22 protein-coding genes are annotated in these 26,191 nt (G+C 44.1%); 6 read left to right on the top strand and 16 right to left on the bottom strand.

The features are described from left to right. The first annotated feature begins 20 nt into the window (after nucleotides 1–20). Nucleotides 21–653: a thiopurine S-methyltransferase gene (gene tmpT, locus FET73_RS12585; protein WP_154224318.1), complete on the top strand. Its 633-nt coding sequence runs from the start codon at nucleotides 21–23 to the stop codon at nucleotides 651–653. A 67-nt stretch (nucleotides 654–720) separates the two neighbouring features. Continuing rightward, on the top strand, nucleotides 721–1,833 hold the full coding sequence (locus FET73_RS12580) for a PQQ-dependent sugar dehydrogenase (RefSeq protein WP_154224317.1): 1,113 nt from the start codon (nucleotides 721–723) through the stop codon (nucleotides 1,831–1,833). 258 nt (nucleotides 1,834–2,091) lie between these two features. Here FET73_RS12580 and FET73_RS15095 read toward each other — a convergent pair whose 3' ends face one another. The 13 genes from FET73_RS15095 to FET73_RS12515 form a co-directional block, all read right to left on the bottom strand. Then, nucleotides 2,092–2,499, bottom strand: coding sequence for a type II secretion system protein GspG (locus FET73_RS15095; protein WP_281347655.1), 408 nt, complete (start codon nucleotides 2,497–2,499; stop codon nucleotides 2,092–2,094). 7 nt (nucleotides 2,500–2,506) lie between these two features. Next, nucleotides 2,507–3,007 carry a type II secretion system protein GspG gene (locus tag FET73_RS12570; protein ID WP_154224315.1) on the bottom strand — a complete coding sequence of 167 codons (501 nt, stop codon included), beginning with the start codon at nucleotides 3,005–3,007 and terminating at the stop codon, nucleotides 2,507–2,509. A gap of 141 nt (nucleotides 3,008–3,148) precedes the next feature. Beyond that, the gene (gene lpdA, locus FET73_RS12565; protein ID WP_154224314.1) at nucleotides 3,149–4,906 is read right to left on the bottom strand and encodes a dihydrolipoyl dehydrogenase; all 1,758 of its coding nucleotides are present in this window, start codon (nucleotides 4,904–4,906) and stop codon (nucleotides 3,149–3,151) included. Nucleotides 4,907–4,982: 76 nt separating this feature from the next. Next, nucleotides 4,983–5,657 (bottom strand): hypothetical protein, encoded by a 675-nt coding sequence (locus FET73_RS12560; protein ID WP_154224313.1) that lies wholly within the window; start codon nucleotides 5,655–5,657, stop codon nucleotides 4,983–4,985. A gap of 7 nt (nucleotides 5,658–5,664) precedes the next feature. Further along, nucleotides 5,665–6,981: a dihydrolipoyllysine-residue acetyltransferase gene (gene aceF / locus FET73_RS12555; protein WP_154224312.1), complete on the bottom strand. Its 1,317-nt coding sequence runs from the start codon at nucleotides 6,979–6,981 to the stop codon at nucleotides 5,665–5,667. Nucleotides 6,982–7,006: 25 nt separating this feature from the next. Further along, entirely contained in the window at nucleotides 7,007–9,682 is a 2,676-nt protein-coding gene (gene aceE / locus FET73_RS12550; RefSeq protein WP_154224311.1) for a pyruvate dehydrogenase (acetyl-transferring), homodimeric type, read from the bottom strand. Between the two features lie 29 nt (nucleotides 9,683–9,711). Further along, the gene (locus tag FET73_RS15510; RefSeq protein WP_154224310.1) at nucleotides 9,712–12,018 is read right to left on the bottom strand and encodes an NADP-dependent malic enzyme; all 2,307 of its coding nucleotides are present in this window, start codon (nucleotides 12,016–12,018) and stop codon (nucleotides 9,712–9,714) included. Nucleotides 12,019–12,236: 218 nt separating this feature from the next. Next, a complete protein-coding gene (locus FET73_RS12540) occupies nucleotides 12,237–13,262 on the bottom strand; it encodes a class I fructose-bisphosphate aldolase (RefSeq protein ID WP_246172742.1) in 1,026 nt (341 codons plus the stop codon). Nucleotides 13,263–13,303: 41 nt separating this feature from the next. Continuing rightward, nucleotides 13,304–14,482, bottom strand: coding sequence for a phosphoglycerate kinase (locus FET73_RS12535; RefSeq protein WP_154224308.1), 1,179 nt, complete (start codon nucleotides 14,480–14,482; stop codon nucleotides 13,304–13,306). 46 nt (nucleotides 14,483–14,528) lie between these two features. Then, nucleotides 14,529–15,533, bottom strand: coding sequence for a type I glyceraldehyde-3-phosphate dehydrogenase (gene gap, locus FET73_RS12530; RefSeq protein WP_154224307.1), 1,005 nt, complete (start codon nucleotides 15,531–15,533; stop codon nucleotides 14,529–14,531). A gap of 161 nt (nucleotides 15,534–15,694) precedes the next feature. Further along, nucleotides 15,695–17,203, bottom strand: coding sequence for an alanine/glycine:cation symporter family protein (locus FET73_RS12525; RefSeq protein ID WP_154224306.1), 1,509 nt, complete (start codon nucleotides 17,201–17,203; stop codon nucleotides 15,695–15,697). 116 nt (nucleotides 17,204–17,319) lie between these two features. Then, nucleotides 17,320–18,825, bottom strand: a complete 1,506-nt coding sequence (locus FET73_RS12520; protein WP_154224305.1) for an alanine/glycine:cation symporter family protein — start codon at nucleotides 18,823–18,825, stop codon at nucleotides 17,320–17,322. Between the two features lie 156 nt (nucleotides 18,826–18,981). Next, a complete protein-coding gene (locus FET73_RS12515; protein WP_154224304.1) occupies nucleotides 18,982–19,413 on the bottom strand; it encodes a DUF192 domain-containing protein in 432 nt (143 codons plus the stop codon). An 86-nt stretch (nucleotides 19,414–19,499) separates the two neighbouring features. On the opposite strand from FET73_RS12515, the gene FET73_RS12510 reads away from it, so the two are divergent. From FET73_RS12510 to FET73_RS12500, 3 genes are all read left to right on the top strand, one after another. Further along, a complete protein-coding gene (locus FET73_RS12510; RefSeq protein WP_154224303.1) occupies nucleotides 19,500–20,537 on the top strand; it encodes a type IV pilus twitching motility protein PilT in 1,038 nt (345 codons plus the stop codon). A 71-nt stretch (nucleotides 20,538–20,608) separates the two neighbouring features. Next, nucleotides 20,609–21,730: a PilT/PilU family type 4a pilus ATPase gene (locus FET73_RS12505; RefSeq protein ID WP_154224302.1), complete on the top strand. Its 1,122-nt coding sequence runs from the start codon at nucleotides 20,609–20,611 to the stop codon at nucleotides 21,728–21,730. Between the two features lie 510 nt (nucleotides 21,731–22,240). Then, complete coding sequence (locus tag FET73_RS12500; RefSeq protein ID WP_154224301.1) at nucleotides 22,241–22,591, top strand: hypothetical protein; 351 nt, start codon at nucleotides 22,241–22,243, stop codon at nucleotides 22,589–22,591. 174 nt (nucleotides 22,592–22,765) lie between these two features. Here FET73_RS12500 and FET73_RS12490 read toward each other — a convergent pair whose 3' ends face one another. Next, entirely contained in the window at nucleotides 22,766–23,338 is a 573-nt protein-coding gene (locus tag FET73_RS12490) for a hypothetical protein (RefSeq protein WP_154224300.1), read from the bottom strand. 17 nt (nucleotides 23,339–23,355) lie between these two features. Then, a complete protein-coding gene (locus tag FET73_RS12485) occupies nucleotides 23,356–24,060 on the bottom strand; it encodes a HupE/UreJ family protein (protein WP_154224299.1) in 705 nt (234 codons plus the stop codon). Nucleotides 24,061–24,268: 208 nt separating this feature from the next. Between FET73_RS12485 and FET73_RS12480 the strand changes: the two genes are divergently transcribed. After that, a complete protein-coding gene (locus FET73_RS12480; RefSeq protein WP_179952272.1) occupies nucleotides 24,269–24,634 on the top strand; it encodes a nuclear transport factor 2 family protein in 366 nt (121 codons plus the stop codon). A 55-nt stretch (nucleotides 24,635–24,689) separates the two neighbouring features. On the opposite strand, the gene FET73_RS12475 is transcribed toward FET73_RS12480, so the two are convergent. Then, nucleotides 24,690–26,189 carry a M16 family metallopeptidase gene (locus tag FET73_RS12475; protein ID WP_154224297.1) on the bottom strand — a complete coding sequence of 500 codons (1,500 nt, stop codon included), beginning with the start codon at nucleotides 26,187–26,189 and terminating at the stop codon, nucleotides 24,690–24,692. Between the last annotated feature and the right edge of the window lie 2 nt (nucleotides 26,190–26,191).

Genomic DNA, 26,191 nt, shown 5'->3' with positions numbered 1-26,191 from the left:
TATACAAATTGAGAGGCAATATGGAAGCGGCATTTTGGGAAAAAAAATGGCAAGACAATGAAATAGGGTTTCATCAGAAAGAATTTAACCCTTTGATGGTACGCTACTTTAAGGCACTGGATTTAGCTAAGGGCTGTCGCGTTTTTATTCCCTTGTGTGGCAAAACACATGACATTGCCTGGTTTTTATCTCAAGGATACCAAGTGGTCGGAGTGGAACTCAGTGAAAAGGCCGTGGTTCAACTATTCGAATCGCTTGGCGTAACGCCTGAAGTGACTCAATGTGGTGACCTTGTTAAATACAGCAGCGTTGATGTTGAAGTCTTCGTTGGTGACTTCTTTAGACTCAATCGTAAGATTCTTGGGCGGGTTGATGCCATTTATGATCGTGCTGCTTTGGTGGCTTTACCGCATGAGATGAGACAGGATTATACGGCGCACTTGGTGACAAGTTGTGGCGGTGCACCACAACTTTTGATAAATTTTGAATATGATCAACTGCAGATGAATGGGCCACCATTTTCCATCAGTAAAACAGAACTGGAAGCGCATTATTCTTTGCATTACCAGATCACCTTGAAAGAAAGTACAGCTGTGCCGGGTGGGTTGAAAGGTGTTTGCCCTGCTGTAGAGCAAGCCTGGTTGTTAAATTAAGGGTTTTATCATAAAGTTGTTTTTAGTGGCTACAATAAGAAAGTGAATTTAAAACAGGAGAATATTTATGTTTAAAGTGATTGGTTTCATGTTTTTTATCATCAGCAACATATCTCATGCTGAAGGGGTCAGCGCATTGACTCATGAAGTGGTAATCACCACTTTTGCTGAAGGTGTTCAAAGTCCTTGGGGCATGAAGTTTCTGCCTGATGGCCGCTTGTTGGTGACTGAAAAAGCTGGAAATTTACGCTTGGTCAGTCAAAATGGCGAGGTATCCAAAGCCATCAAGGTTAAGCTGCCGATTAAAGACAAAGGTCAAGGTGGGTTACTAGACGTTGCTTTAGATCCTGATTTTAACAACAACCAAGTCATTTACTTGTCATATGCCAAAGATGAGGGCAAAGGCCAGTCACGAACAGCGGTGGCGAAAGGAAAGCTTTCAGGTAACAAACTGACGGATTTGAAAACCATTTGGCAGCAAGCACAAACTGAAAAAGGCGGCTACCATTACGGCTCGCGTTTGGTGTTTGGTCCAGCAGGCTATTTGTTCGTTACCATGGGTGACCGAAATTACCGTAAAGATGAAGCTCAAAATTTGAAAACACATTTTGGTAAAATCATTCGAATTGATACACAGGGTAAGCCAGCTGCTGATAACCCTTTTGTTAACAACAAGGATGCCTTGCCAGACATTTACAGCTACGGTCATCGCAATGCGCAAGGGGCGTATTTGCACCCAGAAACAGGTGTTTTATGGGCCAATGAGCATGGCCCAAGAGGCGGTGATGAAATTAACCGCATTGAAGCCGGAAAAAACTATGGTTGGCCAAAAATCACCTATGGCATCAACTACAACGGCACACCAATTACCAACCACAGGGAACTACCGGGTATGGAGCAACCGGTTCATTATTGGGACCCATCGATTGCCACTTCGGGCATGCTGATTTATTCAGGTGATGCCTTCCCAAATTGGAAAGGCAATATTTTTACAGGTGCATTGAAATTGATGCATTTGAATCGCATCGCTTTGGATGAAAACAACAAAGTGGTTGCTGAAGAACGTTTGTTGCTCGATCAAAAATCGCGAATCCGAGCGATTGAACAAGGGCCTGATGGTCACATTTACGTGGCCACTGACAGTCACGAAGGCAAAATTTTGAAAGTGTCGCCTGAGTGATATAGGTCTTGATATTGTGAAATTTTGCGTGGTTAGGTGCCGATTTTCCTAAGACAGTAAACACGGTAACGTCATTCCAACCGAGCCTATAGGTTAGGCAATGAAAGTATTAGATTAACCTATATCGTCATACCGTTGCCAAAAGTAGGCACCTGAAGCGAAAACGGTACCCAGGGTTTTGGAGCAAAAGTGACTGTTTGAATTGAATGCATTTGGTTTAAAACTGCCAACGGCAGTAGGTTTTTAAATGCTACAAGATCAGTAGCCAAGACGTAAAAGTGGCAGGGATGCCTCGCTGGTTAAATCGTGATTGGATTTGTTTCCACCAATGGCATTGTCTTCACCTAAGCTGAATAAAAAATAGCCAATTGATTTACCCATGAAAAGGTATTTATAGGGTTGTCCCCATGGGTCTTTAAGTTCTTTTTCTTTGATGTAAGGCCCCATCCAACTGTCACTGTTACTGGATACCAATTGAGACAAAGCGTATGGATATGCGCCTGTGTCCTGTCGGTATTCTTTGATTGACCAATCCAGTTTAGATAGCATGATTTTTGTTATTTTGAAACGAGGCTTTTGATCAGAAAAAATACCGTGGCTGGATATATTGTTAAGTGTCACAAGAAATATGATCAATAAGATAATAAAGACAACACCAATTTCCATGGGTTTTTCAAAGGTCTTGATTGTGTATGTGATGTTTTTTGGCATGGCTAAGGGTATTAATCTGATTTGATAATAATGAGCCTTTGCTGACTTGATCTTGTTTCTGCTCTGATCCACCAACCGAATGATCAGATCCTAATGTATAAAGCTGATAACCTCCAACATGCTGAAAAAATTGATAATGGTATTTCTTCCCCCATGGATCTGTGAGTTCTTTTTCTTTGACATAAGGCCCCATCCACATGGGATCTTCTGAGTCTATAGCTAAATCCATTAATGCCACGGGATAATAGCCGGTATCTAAGCGATATTCTGCTATGGCTTGATCCAACTTGATTAAGTGATATCGTGATTTGATTTGCTTGGTGTGTCCAGTGTGATTGCCTACTATTGCAATATATATCTTAAAAAATACAGCAACAACACCTAAAAGTGCAAGGGTTCTGACTGTGCCAATCGCCAGATATTTCAATATCTTTTTAAAAAGTGGTTTTTTTTGTTGTGACATCTACTGACCTTTGAGGGCAATTAATCAATCAGACATGAAAGAAATAATTTGGTTCCTTTGTGTTTAAGCTTTGCAGATACAGTATGAGATCCTCGGGTCAAGCCCGAGGATGACAGTTTGAAAGAAGGTGCCGTTTTGAGTTTATTTCTTTTTCGGCATATACAGGTCGGTGATGGTGCCTTCGTAGGCTTCGGCACTCATGCCGACCGATTCTGCCAATGTGGGGTGTGGATGAATCGTTAGGCCGATGTCGGCGGCTTCACAGCCCATTTCTATGGCCAAGCACAATTCACTGATCAGTTCACCGGCATTGGTGCCGACGATGCCTGCACCGAGCACACGGTCAGTGTCAGGGTCGAACAACAATTTAGTGAATCCTTCGGTGCGGTCGTTACCGATTGCGCGGCCTGAAGCAGCCCAAGGGAATTTACCGATTTCATAATCGATGTCTTTTTCTTTGGCTTCAATTTCAGTTAAGCCCACCCAAGCCACTTCGGGATCGGTATAAGCCACGGATGGAATCACCAAGGCATCAAAGAATACTTTCTCACCGTGTGCCACTTCGGCAGCGACTTTGGCTTCGTGTGTCGCTTTGTGTGCCAACATTGGTTGGCCAACAATGTCACCGATGGCGAAGATGTGACTGACGTTGGTGCGCATTTGTTTGTCGACGTTGATGAAGCCACGATCAGTGACTTCAACACCGGCTTTGTCTGCATCCAGCTTGTTGCCATTGGGTACGCGGCCAACTGCGACCAATACGCGGTCGTAAGTTTCTTTTTCTTTAGCATCAAACTCCACTTCCAAACCCGCTTTCTGTGGCGTCACGCCAGTGACTTTGGTTTTCAGTTTGATTTCATTGTATTGTTTTTTGATGTGTTGCATCAAAGGGCGAACCAGGTCTTTGTCTGCACCCGGGATGATTTGATCCATCATTTCTACGATGGTGATTTCGGTACCCAAAGCCGAATAAACGGTGGCCATTTCCAAGCCAATGATACCACCGCCAATGATCAACATTGATTTTGGAATGTCGGTCATGTCCAAAGCATCGGTTGAATCCATCAAACGCTCATCATCCCAAGGCATGCCGGGTAATTTGAAGACTTGAGAGCCAGCGGCAATGATGCAGTGTTTGAAGGTGATGTTCTTACCATCAACTGACACTGTGTGCTGGTCGATGAATTTGGCTTCGCCTGTGGCGCGTTCTACTTTGCGTTGCTTGGCCATTTGGGCCAAACCACCGGTGAGTTTTGATACCACTGAATTTTTGAAGCCCAGCAGTTTTTCACGGTCAATGGTAGGCGCACCAAAACTGATGCCGTTTTTCTCCATGTGCGCTGCTTCACGGATGACGCCAGCACTGTGTAGTAAAGCTTTGGATGGAATACAGCCGACATTCAAACACACCCCACCCAGGGTTTCATATCGTTCAACTAATGTCGTTTTCATGCCCAAATCAGCGGCGCGGAAAGCCGCGGTGTAACCACCCGGACCTGCACCGATGACCAACATTTCTGTGTCGTAACTGGTTTTATTTGGGTTATCGTCTTGGCTTGGTGTTTCAGTCTGTGGCGTTGAAGCTGTTTGTGCTTTGACAGGCGCTGCTTGCTCTTCAGCAGCCGGTTTTGGCGCTTCTTCTTTAGCGGGTGCTTCTTCACTGACTTCCATTTGTCCAATCACCTGCCCTTTGGCGACCACGTCACCCTCTTTGATGGTTACGGCTTTGACGGTACCAGGTTGTGGTGCTGGAATTTCCATCGTGGCCTTTTCACTTTCCAATGTGACCATGGAGTCGTCTTTTTTAATCGCGTCGCCCTCAGCAATCAATACTTCAATCACGGGTACGTTGTCGAAATCGCCGATGTCTGGAATGATGATGTCTATCGTTTTACTCATGTTGTTCTCTTTTGTTGTTCTTTATGTTGTTTTGTTGCTGTTGTTTATATTGTTACCATGGCGGGTTGTGTACATTTCAACTGGCGTCCCACAGCGGCACACCTAAAGTGGTGGCTAAAGTTTGTGCGTCATTGCAGACGGTTTCTTGTTTGCCATGGTCTATCACATTGATGCGGCTGGCATCATGTAAAACCAAATTAATTTCATAGCTGTAATACGAACTGTTTTTCCCGCGCACACGTTCTCTGAGTACCTGTATGGCTTTAACATCCGACAAGTGCGTTATGGCATGTTTTGATTCGCTTTCAAAGTCATGTATGGGTTTTTTCCGGCCTTTATAATAACAACCATAAAAGGTGTCAAACACACGTGGCATGGTCATGAAATGAAATGCCATCAAACCGACGGCAAGGAATATGCCACCAAAGGCAACGGCAAAGAAAATCAAACCCCACTCTTCCATGCCTTCTGTGAAAAATATAGCCAAAGGTATGCCCATGCCCAAAAGGCCAAAAAAGGCAAAAATCAATGAAAAAACGTACGCCCCTTTGGTGGCTTTAAAAGTGAGGAAATCTGGATTACTGCTGTCCAAGTAATGGGTGGCAAAATTGGCACCACCACCTTTCATGGGATGCCAATCGGTTTGTTCAGCCAAAGGGTGATTGAAACGTGCGGTATTAATAGAATTGGCAGCGGCCAAGGCTGCTTTCTTTTGCGCATCTTCAATCAGTTTTTTCAGCTTTTCTAACATTTATGGGTTACAAAATCATTTTCTTCATGTCAGACAAAATGCTCGACAAGTAAACAATGAATCTGGCTGCATCTGCGCCATCGATGACGCGGTGGTCGTAACTCAGTGACAACGGTAACATCAAGCGTGGTTCGAACTCTTTGCCGTTCCATTGTGGCTTGATGCTTGAACGCGAAACGCCCAAAATGGCCACTTCTGGTGCATTGATGATGGGCGTGAAAGCCGTGCCACCGATGCCGCCCAATGACGAGATGGAAATACAGCCCCCCTGCATATCAGAAGGTGCCAACTTACCATCGCGTGCTTTGACTGAGATGTCGCGCATTTCTTTGGCGATTTCAAAGACTTCTTTTTTGTCACAGTCTTTGATGACTGGGACCACCAATCCATTAGGTGTGTCAACGGCAATGCCGATGTGGAAGTATTTTTTATAAATCAGGTTTTCACCATCAACATCCAAAGAGCTGTTGAACTTGGGAAACTTTTTCAGTGCTTTGGCCATCGCTTTGACCATAAAAGCCAGTGGCGTTAAGTTGAAGCCTTGTTCTTTGGCTTCGGCTTTGTTTTCGTTTCTGAAGGCTTCCAGTTCAGTGATGTCCGCTTCGTCGTACTGTGTGACGTGCGGGATTCTGACCCAATTGCGGTGCAGGTATTTGCCAGATATCTTCTGTATTCGTGACAAGGCTTTGGATTCAATTTCACCAAATTCAGTGAAGTCTACCGCTGGGAATGGTGGTACATCAAAGTTTGAAGTAACGACGGTTTGTCCACCTGATTGCATCGCTGTTTTGATGTGCTGTTTGACGTCATCTTTGGTGATGCGTCCTTTACGACCTGTGCCTGTTACGACACTGACATCCACGCCCAATTCACGGGCAAATTTACGCACAGAAGGGGATGCATGTGCCAGTTTGCCTTTGGCTTGTGTTGGTACTTCAGCCGGAACAGGTGGTGCTTTTTCAGGCGTCGGTGTGGCCGCTTGTTTAGGGGCTTCATTTTTTTCTTGTTTGGCAGCAGGCGTTTCTTCTTCAGGTGTTTGGGCTTTAGGTGTTTCGTTTTCGGCTTTGGCTTCAGAAGCACCTTCAGTAACTTTCAGCATGATCATTGGTGAGCCTTCAGAGACTTGATCGCCTTCTTTAATCATCAACTTTTCAATCACTCCAGACTGAGGACAAGGCACTTCTATGGTTGCCTTCTCGCTTTCCAGTGACATGATGGCGTCTTCGGCATTGATTTCGTCACCTTCTGATACCAGCACTTCAATCACTTCAACGGCGTCAAAATCGCCAATGTCAGGTACATTTATTTGAATCACTTCACTCATAATTTGTCTCTTATCTTGTCCCTTTTTATCTTTTCACTGGATCGGCGGCTGCATCGTCGATCTGATAGGTTTTCTTGGCTTTGGCGATGGCTGTTTTCGGTAAGTCGCCGGCTTTTACCAACTCAACGACTGTCGTGTAGGCGATGTGGTTGGCATCGACTTCAAAAAAGCTGCGCAATTGCTCACGTGTGTCACTGCGACCAAACCCGTCAGTGCCTAATGTGGTGTAGTCGCCGTGTACCCAAGGTCTGATTTGTTCAGCGAAATCATGGGTGTAATCAGTTGCTGCAATGATTGGCCCTTTGGTATCTTTTAAGCAGGTTTCAACATATGATTGTTGTGGCTTCTGGTCGGCATGCAATCTGTTTTGGCGTTGTACACTTTGTCCATCACGTTTCAATTCTGTGAAACTTGTGACACTCCAAATGTCTGAAGACACTTTGAAGTCTTTGGCCAACAGTTCAGCGGCTTTTTCAGCTTCACGCAGGATGGTACCTGATCCGAGTAATTGTGCTTTCACTTCTTTTTTACCTTTGCCGGCTTTACCAACAGTCTTAAGTTGGTACATGCCTTTCAGGATGCCTTCTTCTTGTCCTTCAACCATTTCAGGGTGACTGTAGTTTTCATTCATCAGCGTCAGGTAGAAGTAAACGTCTTCGTTGTCAGCGTACATGCGTTGTAAACCGTTTTGGATGATCACAGCCACTTCATGCGCGTAGGCGGGATCATAGGAAACACAGTTGGCTATGGTACTTGAAATCAAGTGTGAATGTCCGTCTTGGTGCTGTAAGCCTTCGCCGTTCAATGTGGTGCGACCTGCGGTACCGCCAAGCAAAAAGCCTTTGGCACGCATGTCACCGGCTGCCCAACACAAATCGCCAATGCGTTGGTGGCCGAACATCGAGTAATAGATGTAGAAAGGAATCATCGGGACGTTGTAATTGGCGTACGAAGTCGCCGCAGCGATCCAAGATGACATGGCACCGGCTTCGGTGATGCCTTCTTGTAATACTTGACCATCTTTTGACTCTTTGTAGAACATCAGTTGATCTGAATCTTCAGGTTCGTATTGTTGGCCTTGGTGAGAATAGATGCCCAATTGCCTGAACATGCCTTCCATACCAAAGGTACGGCCTTCATCACATAATATGGGCACAATGCGTTCTTTGATGTTTTTGTCACGCAGTAACAACGACAAACATCGAACAAACGCCATGGTGGTAGAGATTTCTCTGTCGCCAGTGCCTTTAATGATGCTGCTGAATGCAGACAATTCAGGTGTTTTTAATGCTTGAACATCAAAGGTGCGCTTGGGCAAGTAACCGCCCAGTTCTTCACGTCTTTGTTGTAAATATTTGGCCTCTTCAGAATCATCTGCTGGCTTGTAATAAGGCACTTCTTCTAGTTGTGCATCTGTGATGGGCACGCGGAATTTATCGCGGAAATGGCGGATAGATTCGGTGTCCATTTTCTTTTGTTGGTGCGTGGTATTCGCCGCTTGGCCTGAGTCCATACCATAACCTTTGACGGTTTTTGCTAAGATGACGGTTGGTTGGCCTTCGGTTTCATTGGCTTCTGCAAATGCCGCATACATTTTGTGTGGATCATGTCCACCGCGGTTCAGTCGCCAGATGTCGTCATCACTCATGTTAGATACCATGGCTTTCAGTTCTGGGTATTTACCAAAGAAGTGTTCGCGTACATAAGCGCCGTCTTTGGATTTGTAGTTTTGGTAGTCGCCATCAACCGCTTCCTCCATACGCTTGCGCAACAAGCCGTCTTTGTCTTTCGCCAACAAAGAATCCCAGTATGAACCCCAAACCACTTTGATGGCGTTCCAGCCAGCACCACGGAATACACCTTCCAGTTCTTGGATGATTTTGCCGTTGCCGCGTACCGGGCCGTCCAAGCGTTGTAAGTTGCAGTTAACTACAAAGACCAAGTTGTCTAGTTTTTCACGACCAGCCAATGAAATCGCACCCAATGATTCTGGCTCATCTGTTTCACCGTCGCCCAAGAAGCAATAAACTTTCTTGTCTGTTTTTTCGATCAAGCCACGGTTCTGTAGGTACTTCATGAAACGTGCTTGGTAAATCGCTTGTATTGGACCCAAGCCCATAGATACGGTAGCAAATTGCCAAAAGTCTGGCATTAACCAAGGGTGTGGATAAGAAGACAAGCCTTCACCATCAACTTCACGTCGGAAGTTATCTAATTGGTTTTCATCTAAGCGACCTTCCAAAAAGGCACGGGCATAAAAACCCGGGGCACAATGGCCTTGGACATACAATAAATCACCACCAGATTTATGTTCAGCACCACGGAAAAAGTGGTTAAAACCTACATCATAAATGGTTGCAGCTGAAGCAAAAGAAGCAATGTGTCCACCCAAAGCGCCCGGTCTTCGGTTGGCACGAACCACCATCGCCATGGCATTCCAACGGATGATGGCTCGGATGCGCCATTCTAAATCGGCATTGCCAGGGTGTGGCTTTTCTTCCCCGGGTGGAATGGTGTTCAAATAAGCTGTGGTTGCTTGGTAAGGCAGGTGACCTCCTGAGCGTCGATTTAAGTCAATTAATTGTTCAATCAAAAAGTGTGCACGTTCTGGCCCTTCTTCATTGATCACAGCATTCAGTGCATCCAACCATTCTTGAGTTTCGATTGGATCTAAGTCTTGTTGTGTTTTGATGTTCGTCATTGTTCTTATCCTGTACTTTGGGTCCTTACTTATTTGGCCTGTTTTTTTGTGTTTTTGATGTCTTCTGCTGCATGTTGAGCATCAACTGTGGCAATCGCCACCATGTTGATGATTCGCCTGACTGAAGACGAAGGGTTCAATACGTGAGCCGGTTGTTTGGTGCCCATCAATATGGGCCCAACAGTTACACCTTGGGAAAAATATCTTATCATGTTGAGCGCTGTTGTGGCAGTGTCCAAGTTGGGCATCACCATCAGGTTGGCTCGTTGGTTAAATTGTGAGTTGGGGAAGGTTTGCGCACGGATACCTGGCAACAAGGCATATTCTGCGTCCATTTCGCCTTCAATGGCCAAATCGGGTGCTTGTGCTGTAATCAGTTCAAACGCTTTGCGCATTTTTTTCGGACTTTCGCCATCACGTGAGCCGAAGTTGGAATAGGACATCAAAGCCACGCGCGGCGTTTTGCCAAATGTTTTAACCAGTTCGGCCGCTTGAATCGTTGTTGTGGCGATTTGTTCAGCCGTTGGATTGGCAGTCACATTGGTGTCTGTGATGAAGTAATTACCCATGTCAGTGGCAACCGCACTCAATGAGGAAGGTGTTCCATTTTTTAAACCAATCACATCGATGATGTGTTGCAATACTTTAGGGTAACGGCCGGTTAATCCAGCCAACATGGCATCGGCTTCACCGCGTTTGACCATCAAGGCCGCAATCACAGTTGAACGTGTTCTGACCACCGCTTTGGCAATTTCAGGACTGACCCCTTGGCGTTCCATGATACTGTGATACTGCATCCAATAGTCTTTGAAGCGCGGATCATCTTGTGGATTAACCAATTCAAAATCTTCACCAATGACCAGGTTCAGGCCAATCTTTTTCAAACGAGCATTGACCACATCAGGTCGGCCAATCAATATCGGTTGTGCTAAACCGTCACCTATCACTGTTTGTACAGCACGTAATACGCGTTCGTCTTCACCCTCAGCCAAAACCACACGTTTGGGGTCTTTTCTGGCAGCATCAAAGATGGGTCGCATCAACAAGCCACTTTGGTAAACGAATTCGGTCAGTTTGTGACGGTAATCATCCATGTTTTCGATTTGACGTGTGGCCACACCTGAATCCATGGCGGCTTGTGCCACAGCAGGAGCCACATGCAACAAAATACGCGGATCGAATGGTTGTGGAATCAAATATTCACGACCAAATTTTATTTCTTTACCTCCATAGGCTTTGCTGCTGACGTCACTGCTTTCCAGTTGCGCCAATTCTGCTAAAGCATACACACAGGCGGCTTTCATCTCGTCATTGATGATGGTGGAACCGACATCCAATGCACCACGGAAAATGTACGGGAAGCACAACACATTGTTGACCTGGTTAGGGAAATCTGAACGGCCTGTCGCTATGATGGCATCGGGTCTGACTTCCATCGCCAAATCGGGCATGATTTCCGGAATGGGGTTGGCCAGGGCCAAAATGATGGGGTCTTTGGCCATCGGTTTGATCATGTCTGGTTTCAAGACACCAGCGACTGACACGCCCAAGAAAATATCGGCATTAACCAAAGCTTCGCTTAATGATTGTGGTTCAACCCCTTCGGCATATGACATGCGGTTGGCATCGTTTTTGATGTCTTCTCGTTCTTGGTGTAAAACGCCTTTAGAATCAGATACCGTGATGTTCGACTTTTTCATGCCCAAAGTGACCAACAAATCTAAGCAGGCCATACCTGCTGCGCCGGCACCTGATGTAACCAAGCGGACATCTTCTATGTTTTTATCAATCACTTTCAATGCATTGATGACTGCAGCGCCAGTGATGATCGCGGTGCCGTGTTGGTCATCATGAAAGACTGGGATGTCCATGCGCTCTTTGAGCTTTTCTTCGATGTAGAAACATTCGGGAGATTTGATGTCTTCTAAGTTGATGCCACCAAATGTCGGTTCTAAAGAGGCAATGATATCTATCAGTTTGTCAGGGTCTTTTTCATCAATCTCGATGTCGAACACATCGATACCAGCGAATTTTTTGAACAATACACCCTTGCCTTCCATCACGGGTTTGGCTGCCAATGCACCAATATCGCCCAAGCCTAAAACAGCGGTACCGTTGGTGACCACAGCGACCATGTTGGCGCGTGCCGTGTAATCGGCGGCTTTACTTGGATCTTTGGCAATTTCTTCAGAAGGTGCAGCCACTCCTGGCGAATAGGCCAATGCCAAATCTTTCTGTGTCGTCAATGCCTTGGTGGCAGTGATCTTTATTTTTCCAGGTACTGGTTCCTTGTGGTAGTCCAGTGCAGCCTGTCTGATGTCTTCTTTTAAGCCCATAATTGTCCCCGTTTATTAGATGTTTTGGGTTTTGTTTTTTGGTGCAAATTTCAGTATTCTAATTCCGTTTTTCTTTGCGCTATTTTCTGCGCTATTCTAACGGTTAAACCCTTGGGTCAATTGATGCGCATCAATTGATGAACACCAAACAACCCAAGGGCATTAACAGATCTGGTTAGGATCTTTAGTCTTCTGTCCTGCTTTTGCAGGCATTGTGTTTATTCGTTTTCTAATTTACCGTCGTATTCGCCTTGTGCTGCCAAGCCGTTCATGCGTGCACGGTGTGACAATTCAGCTTGTGCTGCTTTGACGTTATCTTGTGGGTTGGCACCCCAAACTTTCAAGGCTGAAGCTTGTAGCGCACGGCCATAAGAAAAGCTCAAAGGCCAAGGCAAGTTTTCAACACGGTTCATGGCATCCAAATGCTCAGTGGCTTCAATTTCAGATTGGCCACCTGACAAGAACACGATACCAGCCAATGAAGCAGGAACGGTATTGAAAAAGCAGTTCAATGTCGCTTCGGCCACTTCTTCGATGTCAGCTTGTTCTTCACAATCAGCACCAGAAACCACCATGCTTGATTTCAAAATACAGGCTTCTAACACAACATTTTGTTCAAACAATTGATCAAACAAAGTTTTCAAAGTTAATTCAGTCACTTCATATGCTGTGGCGATGTCATGGTCACCGTCCATCAACACTTCTGGCTCAACCATAGGTACAATGCCCGCTTCTTGACATAAGGCAGCATAACGCGCCAAAGCATGACAGTTGGCGTCAATACAGGCTTGTGAAGGATTGATTTCATCAATGGTGATGACCGCACGCCATTTGGCGAAACGTGCACCCAATTCATAATATTCAGCCAAACGGTCACGTAAACCGTCCAAGCCTTCTGTGATTTTTTCACCTTCAAAACCAGCCAATGGGTGGGCACCTGTGTCCACTTTAATGCCTGGAATGATGTCGTTGTCTTGCATGATTTTTACGAAAGGTACGCCGGCTTCTGATGATTGGCGTAAAGTTTCGTCGAATAAAATGGCACCTGAAATGTGCTCACCCAAACCTTCGGTGCTCAACAGCATGTGGCGGTAATCGCGACGTGTTTCGAAAGTACATTCAACGCCAATAGAGTCAAAACGTTTTTGACATGTGCCTGTGCTTTCATCGATGGCCAATACGCCACGCCCTTTTGAAACCATGGCCGCAGCCGTTTCAATCATTTCACTCATTTTATCAGTCATCATTTTTCCTAAATTAATTGTTCTGTTCTAATTTTTTTGTTCTAACCATTCTGTTCTAAAATGGCCACTGCCGGTAATTCTTTGCCTTCTAAAAACTCTAAGAAAGCACCACCACCAGTGGAAATATACGATATGTGTTTTTCTAATCCGTACTTATCTACAGCTGCCAATGTGTCACCACCACCTGCAATGGAAAATCCATTACCTGCGGCTATGCCTTTGGCTAATGTTTCTGTGCCGTTACCAAATTGATCGAATTCGAACACACCCACCGGGCCATTCCAAACGACCGTACCAGCGGCTTTTGCCATCTCAGCGTATTGATTGGCAGTTTCTGGACCGATGTCTAAAATCATTTCATCATCAGCCACTTGATCTACAGCTTTAATCACTGCTTCGGCATCTTCGCTGAATGATTTGGCCACCACCACATCTGTTGGCACTGGAATTTCACCCCCCGCGGCTTTGGCTTTTGCCATCAAGCTTTGTGCTTCTTCAATCAAGTCAGCCTCAAATAATGAGGTGCCGACATTGTGTCCTGCTGCGGCGATAAAGGTGTTGGCTATACCACCACCCACAATCAATTGGTCCACTTTTTCAGACAAACTGTCTAAAACTGTTAACTTGGTTGATACCTTTGATCCGCCAACAATCGCTAACATCGGCCTGGCAGGGTTGTCTAAGCCTTTAGCTAATGCTTCCAGTTCACCTGCCAATAAGGGGCCTGCACATGCTGTTGCGGCAAATTTAGCCACACCATGGGTTGAGGCTTGTGCCCTGTGAGCGGTGCCAAAAGCATCCATCACAAAAACATCGCACAATGATGCCATTTGTTGGGCTAAAGCGTCATCGTTGGCTTTTTCACCCACATTAAAACGCACGTTTTCTAACAACACCACTTCACCGGCTTGGACAGATACACCTGATAACCAATCCGTTTTAAGCATGACTTTTTGGCCCAAGGCCTCACTCATGTAATCAGCCACAGGCTGTAATGAGAATTGCGCTTCTGCTTGACCTTCAGTCGGGCGGCCCAGGTGAGACATCACCATAACAGCTGCATTTTGTGCCAATGCTTTGCGAATGGTAGGCAATGACGCCTCAATGCGCTTGGCACTGGTCACTTCGCCATTTTTTATCGGCACATTCAAGTCTTGTCTGATCAAAACTTTTTTACCGTTTAAGTCTTGGTCTGTCATTTTCAGAATTTTAGATGTCATTTCTGTATCAATTCAATGTATTTGTTGTGTCTAATTAATCCAAGAATTAAGCGTCCATTAAGGCTTGTGTGACGTCTAACATGCGGTTGGCAAAGCCCCATTCATTGTCATACCACGACAATACTTTGACTAAATTGCCGGGCATCACACGGGTGATGGTGGCATCAAAGGTTGACGAGGCTGGTGAGTGATTGAAATCCACCGACACCAAAGGCTGGTCACTGTAGCGTAAAACTTTGGATTGCGCAGCAGCGCATTGTACCACTTCATTGACTTCTTCGATGGAAGTTTTTCGACTGGCAACAAAGGTTAAATCAACCGCAGAAACGTTGAGTGTTGGTACGCGCATGGCATATCCATCTAATTTTCCGGCCAATTCGGGTAAAACCAAGCCAATGGCAGCGGCGGCACCTGTTTTGGTTGGAATCTGACTCATGGTGGCCGATCGTGCTCGTCGAAGGTCTTTGTGGTAGTTATCAATCAACAATTGGTCGTTGGTATAAGCATGAATTGAAGTCATCAAACCTGACTCAATACCAATTTTTTCGTGTAATGCTTTGGCCAATGGTGACAAGCAATTGGTGGTGCATGACGCATTTGAAATAACAGTATGTTCCGGCTTTAATAGGTGGTCATTGACACCCATCACAATGGTGGCATCAATGTCACCTGAAGATGGCGCTGAAATAATGCATTTTTTGGCACCAGCCGTGATGTGTTGTTGTGCCTTTGATCGTTCACGGAATACACCGGTGCATTCCAGTACCACATCTACATCCAATTCACCCCAAGGCAATTGGGTTGGATCTGGTTCGGCACACAGTTTGATGCGATCTCCATTAATTACCAAGTGGTCATTATCTAAAGCAATGTTTGCATTTAAGCGTCCATGGGTGGTGTCATATTGCGTTAAATGCACCAGTGCATCTACCGGTCCTAGATCGTTGATGGCAACGATTGCTATGTTGTGTTGGTTTTTGGCTTCATACAAAGCGCGTAAAATACAGCGCCCGATGCGACCGTAACCGTTGATGGCTATTTTTATTGTCATAATTTTTCTTCGTTCTTGTTATCAACGTATGTGGCCAACTGTGGCCTCTATCAAGTTCAATTGTCACTGATTTGTTGATTTTCCACAACCAAAGTCGAATCTGATAAAGGCAAAAAAGGCGCTGAATCAGTCGCAGCGCCTTATGCTTTTAATGAATTTTACTATTTGGTAAAGCTGATAACACCAGTTCTAACGTCAGTTAAAAACACATTGAGGTCTTTTTTAACCGCCGGTGCAAGGAAATATAAGCCTATGATGTTTGGAAATGACATGGCAAAAACCATTGAAAAAGAAAATGCAATAACTGCTGAAAGGTTAATCATAGAGCCTAACACCACAAAAACCAAAAATATCACTTTGTAAATGTTTTCTTGGGTTTTATTGTGGCCAAAAATATAAGTCCAAGCACGAACACCATAATAAGCCCAAGAAACCATGGTAGAAAATGCAAATAAAATGGCAGCAACAGTCAGTACATAGGGGAACCAAGATACGGCGGTAGCGAAAGCATCGGATGTTAACGGTATGCCCTGAACACCTTCAGACGACTCAAGAGAGCCTGTTGTTATTATCACTAATGCCGTTATGGTACAAACAAGCACGGTGTCAATAAATGGCTCATATAAGGCAACCAATCCTTCTGTGATGGGTTTGTCTGTTTTAACGGCTGAGTGTGCGATGGCAGCTGACCCGACACCTGCTTCATTTGAAAATGCGGCTCGTTGAAAACCGACGATCAAGACCCCAACAACACCGCCAAGTCCGGCTTCAGGATTAAAAGCTCCTGAAAAAATTTGATTAAAGGCATTGCCGAGATGTTCAAAGTTCATGAATATCACGATCAAGCCTGTAATGACATAAATGATGCCCATCAGGGGGACTAGTTTAGATGTAACTTTGGCTATGCCTTTGATGCCACCCATGATTGTTATGCCGGTGAATGTGGCTAAGATCAGGCCAAATAACCAGCCTTTACCCACTAAGAAGCTGTCACTGCCACCGGTGATATTTTGCAGCTGTGCAAATGATTGGTTGGCTTGAAACATGTTGCCACCACCCAGAGAAGCGCCAATACACATCACTGCAAAAAACACCGCCAGAAATTGTCCCAAGCCTTTCATGTTTTTTTCAGCAAAGCCTTTTGATAAATACTTCATTGGACCGCCTGCGATTGTACCATCTGGAAGAACATCTCGGTATTTCACGCCCAATGTACACTCAACAAACTTTGAAGACATGCCTATCAGTCCAGCAATAATCATCCAAAAAGTGGCTCCGGGGCCGCCCACACTGACTGCGGTTGCTACACCTGCTATATTACCCAAGCCTACTGTACCAGATAAGGCCGTAGACAAAGCCTGAAAGTGAGTCACTTCACCATCAGCAGTATTTGTATCATATTTGCCACGAATGAGTTTCATCCCGATACCAAAAGATCGGAAATTAATGAATTTGAAGTACAGCGTAAAAAATGTGGCGGCGAAAACCAACCATATGACAATGAATGGGGCGTGTCCGATAAAAGGAAGTGGAATTTGTGTCATGAAAAAACCATCAACGGCATTGGCGACCGGGGACAAGAAGTCATTGATGGATTCATCAAAACTGGTGGCTTTTGATTGGCTGGATAAGGTGCTTAAGAGTAACAATAACAACCCTTGATTCTTCATAATGTACCTGTATAAAAACTCAAAAGCCTTACAGCGTAACACAGCTTTTGGGGGAAAATAAAACGTAAAAAAAGCCCAGCACTGATGCTGGGCTTTTTGCTAGATCAAAAATCAAATCAAGATGAAGGTTTGATTTCACCTGATTTAATTTTTGCCATGTATTTGGTCAACTCTTTCTTAACCACTGGCGCTAAGAAGTACAAGCCAATCAAGTTAGGAATAGACATCGCAAAAATCATGGCATCAGAGAAGTCAATCACTGCCTGTAAGCTCATTGATGAGCCCAAGACCACAAAAGCCAAGAATAAAATGTTGTAGGTCATGTCTTGTGCCTTACCGTGGCCGAATAAAAAGTTAAAAGCACGTAAGCCATAATACGACCAAGCAATCATGGTCGAGAAAGCAAACAGCACAGCAGCCACAGTCAAAACGTATGGGAACCATGAAATGGCTGATGCAAAGGCTGCTGAAGTCAACGCAATACCGCCACCTTGAGTTGGCGTTTCAGGGATGAATCCTGCAATACCGATGACCAATGCAGTAATTGTACAAACCACAACAGTATCAATGAATGGTTCATATAAAGCCACCAATCCCTCTGTTACAGGGTGGTCAGTTTTAACAGCAGAGTGGGCAATCGAAGCTGAACCGATACCTGCTTCATTTGAGAATGCGGCACGTTGGAAACCAACAATCAATACACCAATCAAACCACCAAAGGCCGACTGAGATGTGAAAGCGCCTTCAAAGATGGCACCAATGGCCTCAGGAACATGGCTGGCGTTCATTAAAATAACAATCAAACCAGAAATCACGTATAAAATGCCCATAAATGGAACCAGGCGTGAGGTAACTCTAGCAATTGACTTGATACCACCAATGATGGTGATGCCCACCAATCCAGCAACCACAACCCCAAATACCCAACCATTATTGGCTAAGAAAGAATCTTCACCTGTGATGCTGACCACTTGCTCTAATGCTTGGTTAACTTGGAACATGTTACCACCACCAAACGAACCGCCTATACACATGATGGCGAATACAATGGCTAAGATTTTGCCAAAACCTGCCATGCCTTTTTCAGCGAAACCTTTGGTTAAATAACGCATTGGGCCGCCATGAACGTGCCCATTTGGCAAAATATCTCTGTATTTAACGCCCAAGGTACATTCAACGAATTTAGATGACATGCCCAAGAAACCACAGACAATCATCCAAAATGTCGCGCCAGCGCCACCAATACTGACCGCTGTTGCCACACCAGCAATGTTTCCTAGCCCCACCGTGCCGGACAATGCAGTTGATAGTGCTTGAAAATGGGTCACTTCACCGGGTGCATCCTTGTTATTGTATTTGCCACGTAACAGGGCAAAACCCAATCGGAAGGACCTTAAGTTAATGAATTTGAAATAAATGGTAAAAAATGACGCGGCAACAACCAACCAGATAACCACCCATGGCACTTGTTTTCCAAAAAATGGAATGGTTGAAAAGATGAGGTTTGTAAATACGCCAAGTACTGGTCCAACAGTTTGGTTGATGGTGTCATCAATACCTTCTGCGCTGACCAAAGTAGTAAGTGTTGTTAATAACACCGCGAGCAAGGTTTTTATTTTCATTGTTTTAGGGTTCCCAGTTTATTATGTATTTTGAGGCCTTTGAAAAGGTTCTTGAAAGGCAAGAAAAAGGCCTTTTGTAGATCACAAATAACATGTAATCAGCCATCAAGCGGCAAACATCTTACTATTTTTTAACACAATTTTAAATCTACCACGCTATTTTCTATGGATTTCCAATAGATCTCCTTTTTTAAATCCATATTTTTTTGAAAGTCCTGCATTGATTTCGAGTACATATTTTGCAGGTTTTACACTGGGGTAGTTGGGACAACGTGTGGTGGTGTTTTTGCACGGCGGTGTGTTCATGCTCAAACTGACCAGCTTTTTATTTTTATCAAAGTAGAGGATGTCTAAGGGTATTAAAGTGTTTTTCATCCAAAAAGCACGTGGGTATTCATTGGGAAAAATAAACAACATGCCTTCATCGTCAGCCATTTCTTTACGGTACATCAGTCCCATAGCACGTGACTCATCACTTTCAGCCAGCTCTACGGTAAATTCGTGGTTATTGAGTTTAACAAAATTGTTGTTGTTTTGGCATCCACTAATGAACAAAGTCAAAATCAGGAGGTTAATTAAATTCTTCATGAGATTTCAGTAAAATGTTGAAAAGTAACTGGAATTTATCATTTAACGGAGATAAACTCAATGTTGGTTCATAAGAGAGTAAAGTGATGGATATCGCTGAGTTATTGGCATTTACAGTAAAAAATAAAGCATCAGATTTGCATTTGTCAGCTGGCTTACCACCCATGATCAGGGTGGATGGGGACGTCAGAAGGATTAACTTACCGCCTTTGGAGCATAAAGAATTACATGACATGATTTATGACATCATGAATGATTACCAAAGGAAGGAATTTGAAGAAAATTACGAGATTGACTTCTCGTTTGAAATCCCGGGTTTGGCACGTTTTCGTGTTAATGCATTCAATCAAAACAGGGGTTGTGGCGCGGTATTCAGAACCATTCCAACAGAAATTCTGACCTTTGAAGACTTGAATTGTCCGGCCATTTTCAAAGAGATTATTGACATCCCTCGTGGCTTGATTTTGGTAACTGGTCCTACGGGTTCTGGTAAATCAACCACCTTGGCTGCAATGATTGATTTCTTGAATAAAAAAGAACATGGTCACATTTTAACGATTGAAGATCCGATAGAGTTTGTTCACACCAGTAACAAATGTTTGATTAATCAACGTGAGGTTCACAGAGACACCAAGAGTTTTGAAAATGCACTTCGATCTGCATTACGTGAAGACCCTGACATCATCCTGGTGGGTGAGCTTCGTGACTTGGAAACCATTAGATTGGCATTGACCGCGGCAGAAACGGGTCATTTGGTATTTGGTACCTTGCATACCACATCAGCTGCGAAGACCATTGACCGTATCATTGACGTGTTCCCAGCAGGTGAAAAACCGATGGTGCGATCAATGTTGTCAGAGTCATTGCGATCAGTTGTGGCACAAACTTTGATTAAAAGAGTGGGCGGTGGACGTGTCGCAGCCCATGAAATCATGATTGGTATCCCAGCGATTCGAAACTTGATTCGTGAAGATAAGGTGGCGCAAATGTATTCATCTATTCAAACAGGTCAAGGGCATGGCATGCAGACGTTGGATCAATGTTTGATTGAATTGGTACGCAAAGGTTTGATTTCGAAAGCACAGGCCAGAAGCCGTGCAGTGAAGAAAGCAGACTTTGAATGATTAAAATAATAAGGGCCTTTGGGCCCTTTGTATTCTTATAAAAACAACGCTCAGAGAAACAGAGAAATAACATGGATTTCAATTCCTACCTCAAGTTGATGGTGCACAAAAAGGCTTCGGATTTATTTATCACAGCCAATTTGCCACCGAGTATCAAGATTCATGGTCGTGTGATTCCGATTACCCAACAACCTTTGACCAAAGCACAAGCCAGAGACATGGTGACGGGCATCATGTCGCCTTATCAAAAAGAAGAGTTTGAGAGAACCCACGAATGTAATTTCGCCATTGGCGTGTCTTCTGTGGGTCGTTTCAGGGTTTCGGCCTTTTATCAAAGGAATGCTGTGGGCATGGTGATTCGTCGCGTTGAAACCAAAATTCCAACCTTTGAATCATTGAAGCTGCCTGAGGTACTGAAAGAGCTGGCATTAACCAAGCGCGGCATCATCATATTTGTTGGTGGTACTGGTACCGGTAAATCGACGTCTTTGGCTGCCATGATTGGTTACCGAAATGTGAATACAACGGGTCATATCATCACCATTGAAGACCCGATTGAGTATGTACATGAACACCAGGGTTGTGTCATCACGCAGCGTGAAGTGGGGCTGGATACTGAGTCATTTGAAATTGCACTTCGGAACACTTTGAGGCAAGCGCCAGATGTCATCATGATTGGTGAGATCAGAACCAGGGAAACCATGGGGCAAGCGATTACATTTGCGGAAACAGGTCACTTGTGTTTGGCGACATTACATGCGAATAACGCCAACCAAGCATTAGACCGTGTATTACATTTCTTTCCTAAAGATGCGCGTGAACAGTTGTTAATGGACATGTCATTGAACCTGCGTGCCATGATTGCACAACAGTTGATACCCACGCCAGACGGTAACGGCAGGCGTGCTGCGGTTGAGGTATTGATTAATTCACCATTGGCTGCAGAATACATCCGCAAGGGCAAGATTGAAAAGCTCAAAGATTTGATGAAAAAATCGACCAATGCCGGTATGCAAACATTCGACCAAGCGATGTTCGATTTGTACCAAGCAGGTGAAATCACATACGAAGATGCCTTACGTCATGCCGACTCGGCCAATGAAGTGCGTTTGGCCATCAAACTGTCACAAGGCGGCGATGCCGACACCTTGTCAATGGGCATGGACGGGATAGGTTTAGAAGAGGACAAGTAAAGGTAATTTGTTTGCCACTTCTTTTCGCTCCGCGAAAAACCGTAACAAACAATGATATTATGAGTCAGCTGCTGATCCACTTCGTGGACCAACGGCTGACATGGTTTGTACCTTATCTTTCCCTTCTTTGTGCTTCGCCCAAAACCGGAAAAGATAAGACATCAATGAGCCAACCGTTGATGCGATTCTCGCACCAACGGTTGGCATTTTTTTAGCTTCGCTTCTTGGCCTACATGGATGTAGGTCCGCAGCGGAGGCAGGATGCCGGCAGAAGCGTTGCTTCGCCCAAAACCGCAAAGCCCAATGATTTTATGAACCGACTGCTGATTACGGTCTACGGTATTCACTCATGTTTTCTTGGCCTACAAGGATGTAGGTCTGCTGCGTTAGTATGGAACGATAGCTGCTTGCTTCGCAAAAATCAGCAATCGTTTTTTACCTGACCTTCGTCAACCAACGGCTGACATTTTCTTACCCTTCGCTTTTTTGTGATTCACTAAAGCTAAAAAAATGAATATTTTGAGTATTATGAAGTGGAAACCAATTACTAAAGCACAGCTTGAAAAGGAAGTTGAGACTCAGTGCGCTCTATTAAGCGGCCAGGAATTAGCCTGCTTTACCAAAATAAGGGTTCCTTACGAGCCTGTAAAAATAGATCGATGGGGCAAGCTGGAGTCAGTATTTATTGTGGCCCGAAAAGATGAGTTCATTGTTTTTTACGAAGATATTGAAGATGGTTTTGAAATTGGAAAGTTAAACGAGTTTGGAATAATTGTTGAGTACGGAGCAAATCAATTTACAATTCAACATGTTGTAAATCAGCTATTTGCCAGCAATTCATATACAAGCTTAGTAAACTAGAGTGGCTTTCTGTGGCCCAAAGAGAAATAGAGTTGAATATTTAAAAACTCTTTGAGAGAAAATGGAATTGTAACCACCTATATCCCTAGTAAATGCGATTGACGATGATGAAATAACCATCATTTCCTGTCGTTATCATTATGAGAAGTAACAGCTTAGTTCTTTTAGAAACATTTACTTCAAACCAATTACTTCATACTGGCCTGAGGTTTTCAGGCTGATGCGGATGGGTTCATCTGTGGTGTTTTTCCAGTACCAGCCATGGCTGCCGGTGAAAGGTACTGTTGTTGTGCCTTCCATGTTTGTTGTGGTGGCGATGCTGTAACTTTCGAAGAAACCGGTGGTGTCACCTACGGGTTCACCATGGAGATCAAAATAGATGTCTTCATCGTTCAGGGTTTTCCACTCGTATTTGAAGCTGTCATGTTGTTCGAGGAACAGTTTGTATTCTATGCCACGACCTGCAGGGACGTTTACGGTGACTTCGTCGATGCGCTGGCGTAAGCCCGCTTCATCAATACCTTGATCAGCTTGTGCTTGAATTGGAGTTGGTTCAACAGTGTCTTGGGTTGCTGACAGAACGGTGAGGCCCAGTTTTTCGCCTAGGCCAGTGGGGTCTTGGTTGAACTCAGCGGGTAAAATGGCGATCAAATATATGATTGTGGCAAGCAGCAAAGCGGCGAATATTGAAATCAATAAGTGCTTGGTAGATGTGTTGTTTGCAGATTTGTGATTGTTTGTGTTCATGTGGATTTCATTTATTATTAAGAATTGTAGTAATAACCAGACAATTGATAAAACACCAAAAGCCAACCTGAAGTCATTAGCAATGTGTTTGTCAGACCAGAAAATTTGAGGTAGCTGTCGAACCGCCGCCAAAAACTGAGTACAATCAGCACCATGCCCAAGGCCAAAATTTGTCCTATTTCCACGCCCATATTAAAAGCCAATAAATTAGCCAGCAGGCCCTCTTCTTTGAGTTGAAATTCTTGTAATTTGGTTGCCAAGCCAAAGCCATGAAAGAGGCCAAATATCAATACAGCTGCCTTGGTATTGGGTTGAAATCCAAAGAGATTTTTGAACCCACCGAGGTTATCAAAACCCTTGTAAACAATGGAAAAGCCAATCACCGCATCGATCAGATAGGCATTGACCTGAATGCCATTGAACGCACCAAAAAGTAAAGTCAAACTGTGTCCTATGGTGAACAAACTGACATAAACCACCACGTCTTTCGATCGGTACAAAAAGAAAATCACACCAACTAAAAACAATAAATGGTCATAGCCAGTGACCATGTGTTTGGCACCAATATATATGAACGGTATGATGGCCATGCCTTCATTATTGAGCAAGAATGTTTTGGTAGCTGAGTCAACGCCGTGTGCCCATGCACCCAAGGCTGAAAATATACCTAATATCAAACCCAATAAACAGGTTAGTTTTTTTAAGTTACGTTTTTTGATCATTTGCCATGTTGGTTATATTGATGTCATATTTTTAGGGACAGTGTTTGTTACAAAGTTTTTAGTCGTCAATCAGTGACAACATGATGTTATGTAAGTGGTGTCATATAATACAGTATTTAAAATAGGCCTTGTGATGAAAAAACTGATTATAAGTTTTCTGATTTTTTTGTTGATGGGGTGTCAATCGACTTCGCTAAAACAAAATTCAGTGACTGAAACTGATGTGGCTCAACGTTTTGTTTCAGCTTACAACGCACATGACATTCCAGCGATGATGGCTTTGGTTCATGATGACATCAAGTACATGTTCATCAGCGGCGACCAAATACACACGGAAACCAATGGCAAGGATCATTTGAATCGCTACTTGGTGCCGTTTTTTGAAAATAAACCCAATGCCAAGTCACGCATCAGAAGCAGTCAAAAATCAGGTGGTTTTATTCAGTTATTAGAAGAAGCAGTTTTTGTAGATGACGAAGGTAACGACCGCAGTCAATGCAGTTTTTCTATGTACCAATTGAAAAACGATGTAATCATCAATGTGTGGTATTTTGATGCCCATGCTTGTGATTGAAGTATAAAAAAACCCGCCATTGTGGCGGGTTTTTTGCTTGAATGGCTTTATAAGCTTAGTTCAATGGCTCTAACGTCAAAGGCTCTTTCAGTGCAATTCTTTGCATTTTCAGGCCAGTGACTGACTCCATGGTGCCGTGTTCTCCATCACCTGCTTCGGCTTCTGATAATTTACCCACCAATAAAATACGCAACTGGTCTTTATTGAGGTATTTTTTGGCAACCCGTTGAACATCTTCGACTGTAACAGCACGGATGTTTTGCTCGTAGTTTTCCCAATAGTCAGCTGCTTCATTATTTAAGTCATCTGTAACGAAGCGATTGGCTTTACCTTGAGGGCTTGAGTACAGGTCTGCCAAAAATGTCAGTTGGGCTTCTTGTGCAGTTTGAAGTTCTTTTGCACTGACGGGGTTGTTTTGAATCTTTTCAATTTCCTCTAAAACAATGGCAGTGGCTTGTGCCACTGAAGGATTTTTAGATTGAAAATAGGCCCTGAATTGACCATCAAAGTAGCGACCAGCAGAATAGCGAGAGCCAGCAGAATAAGCCAATCCTTCATCAGAACGCACGCGTTTGGTGATGCGTGAAGTGAATCCGCCACCACCCAGAATGTCATTCATGACTTGAATGGCATAGTAGTCAGGGTTGTCTCGTTTGGTGCCAGGATGTCCAATGGTCACCCGAGTTTGGGTCACATCATCTTTATTTACACCATATAATCCAGGTGCTTTTGGCATCAAATTATCAGGAATGTTGCGCTCGACAGACATTTCAGGCAAGCGAGCCAGTTGTTGGTTAAGTTTTTCTATAACCACATCACGCTCAACTGCACCAGAAACTGCCACCAAAAGTTGGCCTGAACCAAACACTTGATCAACATACTTTTTCATTGCCGCTTCGTCGATGGCTGTGACTTGTGATTCTGTGGCCATGTGATTGGTGTAGAATTCTTCACCTCGAATCAGCTCAGCCCAAACACGCGGTTCAATGGTGCGCGTGTCATCGTTTCTGCGGCGCATGCTTTCAAGCGCTTTGTCTTTATTAATTTGTAAGCGTTCTGTATCAAAACGGGTTTCAGTCAACAAGTCGAACATCAAATCCAAAGACTCATCTAAATTATCAGACAAAGTATCTAAACTCGCAGAAGAACTGACTGAGTTGGTGTTGAAACGTATGCTAGTTGCTAAAAAGTCTAAGCGCTCATCCAGTGCATCGGGAGCCAAATCCTTGGTACCACCATCTCGTAACATGGTCATTGCCATGTCACCAGTAGCAGGTGCATCCTCAGATAGGATAAATTCCCCAATGGGTGAAGTGATGGTTATGCGGACGAGGGGAAACTTATTGTCTTCAACCACATAAGCCACATTGCCGTCAGTGAGCTTTACTTGATGCTTTCCAGCATCTGCAAAGTACAATTCACGGTCATCGAATTTTAATTTGCTGGGATGCTTGACTATGCCTTTTTGGCTGATGCTTTTTTTAGCCATGACAGGACCTGTTGCCAAGATGGCGGTGGCCAGAGCCGATGCTAATATTATCTTTTTGAATGTCATGA

The sequence above is a fragment of the Marinicella rhabdoformis genome, from assembly GCF_009671245.1.
Lineage (GTDB): Bacteria > Pseudomonadota > Gammaproteobacteria > Xanthomonadales > Marinicellaceae > Marinicella > Marinicella rhabdoformis.
The sequence above is the reverse complement of the archived record's forward strand: the minus strand, read 5'-3'. Positions and strand labels throughout refer to the sequence as shown.